The organism is Clostridium sp. J1101437_171009_A5 (assembly GCF_015547905.1).
In the GTDB taxonomy this organism is placed as follows: Bacteria; Bacillota; Clostridia; order Oscillospirales; family Oscillospiraceae; genus Pseudoflavonifractor_A; species Pseudoflavonifractor_A gallinarum.
On record NZ_JADMVY010000031.1, the window covers coordinates 1 to 3,975 of the forward strand.

6 protein-coding genes are annotated in these 3,975 nt (G+C 44.7%); all 6 read left to right on the forward strand.

All coding sequences use genetic code 11. The features are described 5' to 3' along the window. A partial coding sequence (locus I2C21_RS17240) for a DUF4368 domain-containing protein (RefSeq protein ID WP_195279877.1) occupies window positions 1-568 on the forward strand: 568 nt, incomplete at its 5' end. A gap of 4 nt (window positions 569-572) precedes the next feature. Next, complete coding sequence (locus tag I2C21_RS17245; RefSeq protein ID WP_005944774.1) at window positions 573-950, forward strand: TnpV protein; 378 nt, start codon at window positions 573-575, stop codon at window positions 948-950. Between the two features lie 13 nt (window positions 951-963). Next, the gene (locus I2C21_RS17250) at window positions 964-1,248 is read left to right on the forward strand and encodes a DUF6809 family protein (protein ID WP_005944778.1); all 285 of its coding nucleotides are present in this window, start codon (window positions 964-966) and stop codon (window positions 1,246-1,248) included. Between the two features lie 131 nt (window positions 1,249-1,379). Next, complete coding sequence (locus I2C21_RS17255; protein ID WP_015573038.1) at window positions 1,380-2,912, forward strand: hypothetical protein; 1,533 nt, start codon at window positions 1,380-1,382, stop codon at window positions 2,910-2,912. A 106-nt stretch (window positions 2,913-3,018) separates the two neighbouring features. After that, the gene (locus tag I2C21_RS17260) at window positions 3,019-3,582 is read left to right on the forward strand and encodes a hypothetical protein (protein WP_227156861.1); all 564 of its coding nucleotides are present in this window, start codon (window positions 3,019-3,021) and stop codon (window positions 3,580-3,582) included. A 115-nt stretch (window positions 3,583-3,697) separates the two neighbouring features. Continuing rightward, window positions 3,698-3,975 (forward strand): DUF3847 domain-containing protein (locus I2C21_RS17265; RefSeq protein ID WP_195279878.1); only part of this gene is annotated, 278 nt, incomplete at its 3' end.

Here is a 3,975-nt window from a genome sequence, read left to right on the forward strand (position 1 = left end):
CATTTTAGGAAAGCTGTCCGACAGCAGATACGCCACTCTGGACGCTCAATACGAAAAGGAACAGTCCGAGCTTACCGTTGAAATCTCCGATCTGGAAAAGGCTATCAAGAGCTACGAGAAGCACGAAAAGGACGCTGACCGTTTTATCGCTCTGATTGACAAGTATGAGAACTTCGACAAACTGACGATTGCCATGCTCAATGAGTTTATTGAGAAAATCCTTGTGCATGAGCGTGACCGCAAGGGCAGTATTCAGACCACACAGGAGGTCGAGATTTACTTCAATTTCGTGGGTCGTTTCGTTCCCCCTGCGTTTGGCGAAGTGGAGCTTACCCCGGAGGAATTAGAGGAAATCCGCAAGCGTGAGGAACGCAAGGACAGGCTCCACCAGAACTACTTGAAGCGGAAAGCCAATGGTAAACAGAAAGAGTATGAGGAGCGCACGAAAGCCAAGAAAAAAGCGGAGATTGAAGCCAGAAAACAGGCAATCCGCACCGAGGATATTGCCAGAGGGGTATTTATCCCGGTGAGCAGTTTGCCGCAGCTGGGACCGAGAAAGGGAGCGTGATTTTATGAAAGAGTTGAAACCGAGAATCCATGAGAACGGTATGGACTATGTGTTGGTGGGCGACTACTATGTGCCGGACTTGAAGCTGCCGGAGGAACGCCGACCTATTGGGCATTGGGGACGCTTGCACCAGTCCTATCTGAAATTGCACCGTCCCATGCTTTACAACGAGCTAATTTTGTCCGGCAGGCTCCACACCGTCGTTGCCGATCTGAACGAGCAGGCGGCAGACAGGCTGGACTTGATTATCCGGCAGATGATGAAAGCCGAGGGCGTGACCGAAGCCATGAAAGCGGAAAATCAGATGTTATGGGTGCAGTCAATGAACTCCATCCGCTGCCGGGCAGAGGAAATCATCAAGACGGAACTAATCTACTGTTGAGAGAGGTAAAGCTATGATTTTGGAAGCCATGTATAATGGGGAGTTTTATCCCTGCGAGACAGTTGTACCTACATCACCGGAATACCGAAAGGCAGTCATAGCCTGTGAAAAGCTCATGGAGCAGTTGTCCCAGCGGCTCAGCAAAGAGGACTATGAGCTGGTGCAGGAACTCCGGGCGCAGACAGCAATCGCCCAATGTGAAGAAAGTGAAAGTCACTTCAAGTATGGCTTTTCCGCTGGGCTGATGTTCAGCAGGAAGCCCATGAACAAGTGCAGCAGAAGAAAGAAAAATAGATGAAGAAAGCCGCCTGAGCAGAAAGAAACTGTTCGGGCGGTTTCAGCATTCGCCAGTAGATTTATTCACACTCTTGTGATAAAATTTACTACAATAAAGAGCGTGATAGCACTAATTTTATGGGGGGATGCTTAATGAATAGAATTTTGAAAAAATTTTTACAGCGGGGTGTCGATTTAAGTCCTGTGGGAGTTGAACTCCGTGAGGATAATACAAATTATTTTTGTACCCCAAAAGGGGCATCGGTTTTTGGATGGGCAGGGATAGATGGTATCCACTTCTGTTTCATTCGTGGATTTGGAGAGATGGTTTTCTCTGTCAGCCCCATGAATACTTCTCCTGATTATGTTCATCCAGTAGCTGAAAATTTTACCGACTTTCTGCGGCTTATACTGGCTTGTGGTGATGTGGCGGCAGTGGAACAAGCGTGGATGTGGAACGAAGCACAGTTTGAAGCCTTTCTCAATGAAAACCCTACAACCCAGGAACAACAGCAAACTTTATCGGAAATTTCAGAGAAGATGAATTTGTTGCCTATGGAACAACCGTGGACATATATCAAAAACCTGCAATCTTCCTTTGATTACAGTCAGATTAAATACACAGAAGATTATTACGATAATGATATGACTTCAGAGGCAGAATTGGTTGCCCCTGAATGGAAGGTCTACTTTGATGGAGATTTCTGGGGACATCGAGGTAAAGACCGTGCCGGAAAAGAGATCAAGCTGGATAAACAATTCGATTGGGCTGGATATCATTGGGTAATTCCGGCTGCTTATTCATGTAGCAAAGGACTTGTCGTTGATTTTTGTATGCGAGTTGATTCAGAAAGCATCCGTGACTTCATGAAAAAATGGAATCTGGACTGGGAAAATGACTCATGTGAAAATTTTACCCGTGAGCAACAGATGCAGATGGAATGGGAAAACCCACTTTGTTTTAACTTCAAACCTTGCTTGAAGTTAAACGAGAAAATATTACAGACAACCCATGGCTGCGCTGTGAGCTTTAATCCTTGTCTGCCAGATGGCGTTATCAATGAGTTGGAAGCAAAATGGGCAATCGACCATTATGGGCTGGATAGTACTTATGGCTGGGTCATATGCAGAGACGTATTTCCTTGGGGAACCAAGCATCACCCTGAAATCAATAAACTTTTTCTTACAATGGAGCAGCAACCAGGACAAGTTCCAGGCTCACATTTCAAAGTTCACGCACCCGGAGATTCATTTATGTTTTCCCATCCTGTTAGCGGAATAACCCATACACTGACCGTGCAGGAAATAGAACAGCAGACAGTTCCTCAAAATAGTTTTGGTTCTGATCGCTGGATTTATCCGACACATTATATTGCCATGAGTTATACACTTACCCCTGAACCGATGGAGAACATTTCGGTTTTTGACTGTGATGAAGGCGATAGACCGATAGAAGTTACACCAGACGATCATTCGTTCCGTCCAGTTGGCAGTAGTTCCTGTTTTGTTGTTGGTGTTATTGGTGGTGCAGATGGTCCGACAGCAGTTATATATGGAACAAATTCACAAGAAAAACTTCATGCTGCTTGTTCTGCTCTGCACTTTGAACCGGTTGGTGATGATGTCGAGTGGCGTATCGTGTTCAATGTTACGCAGTTTGACAAAGAAACATTCCCAATTATCTAAAAATACCCTTAGAACTCTAAGGGCGCACTTCTATACTCTCTGTCGAGAGTAGTGCGTCCTGCGGAGCTTCATTCTCTGTCAGCAGAAGAAAACTGCCTGACCTCGAATGTTTCCGTCACTTCGTTTCGACAAGGTGGCTACACCCCCTTGCGCCGCTTATGCGGCTATCCCCTGTGGACTTGCCGTCCGCAAACAGCATGAAATGCTGTTCGCCGCCAGCAAGTTTGATTTTGAAAATCCAACTAAAAGGAGAAGCATAATTATGAAACGGAAATTGGTAATGTTACTAACTATTGTAGCGGTTCTCGCAGTAGGGATTGGTATCTGGTACAATGTTCCTATTAACTTGATGGATTTGGAACATGATGAAGTTATAGAAATTGTCGTATTCAATGGAAATACTGGAAATGCAACTCACATCACAGATGAGACACAAATCGAACATATTATTGAAAATCTAAATGAAATCAAGTTAAAAAGGTCGAAGCCGTCTGTTGGTTATTCTGGATATAGCTTTAAGATGACCATTTATTTATCCGATGGTAATGAAGCCGATGATTGGAATAACTTTATCATCAATTCCGATGATACTATTCGGAAAGACCCTTTCTTTTACAAGGTGGTTTCAGAAAAAATTGATTATGATTATATAGCTGGTATCGTAAACTAAAGTGAGATAATCATTGCAACTGAATACTAAAAAACAGACCGTTGATACACATGACCGTGTGAAAAAATCAGCGGTCTTTTTTTATACCCATTTTCAAAAAAGGAGGTCATGAAACATGGCAAAAACGAAAACCCTCGACCAGCTTAGAGCCGAAAAAGAACAAGCTGAAGCTCAGCTTCTTCAGGAACAGCACAAGCTCCAAAGGCTGGAACAGAGGAAGAAACACTATGAGAAAGGCGAACGCAAGAAACGCACCCACCGCCTTTGCAATCTGGGCGGCATGGTGGAAAGCGTTGCCCCGGAGGTTAAGGACTTGACACGCACCGAAATGACAGAGCTGATGGAACACATCTTTTCTCTGTCCGAAGTCCAGCGAGCCGTCCGTCACATGGC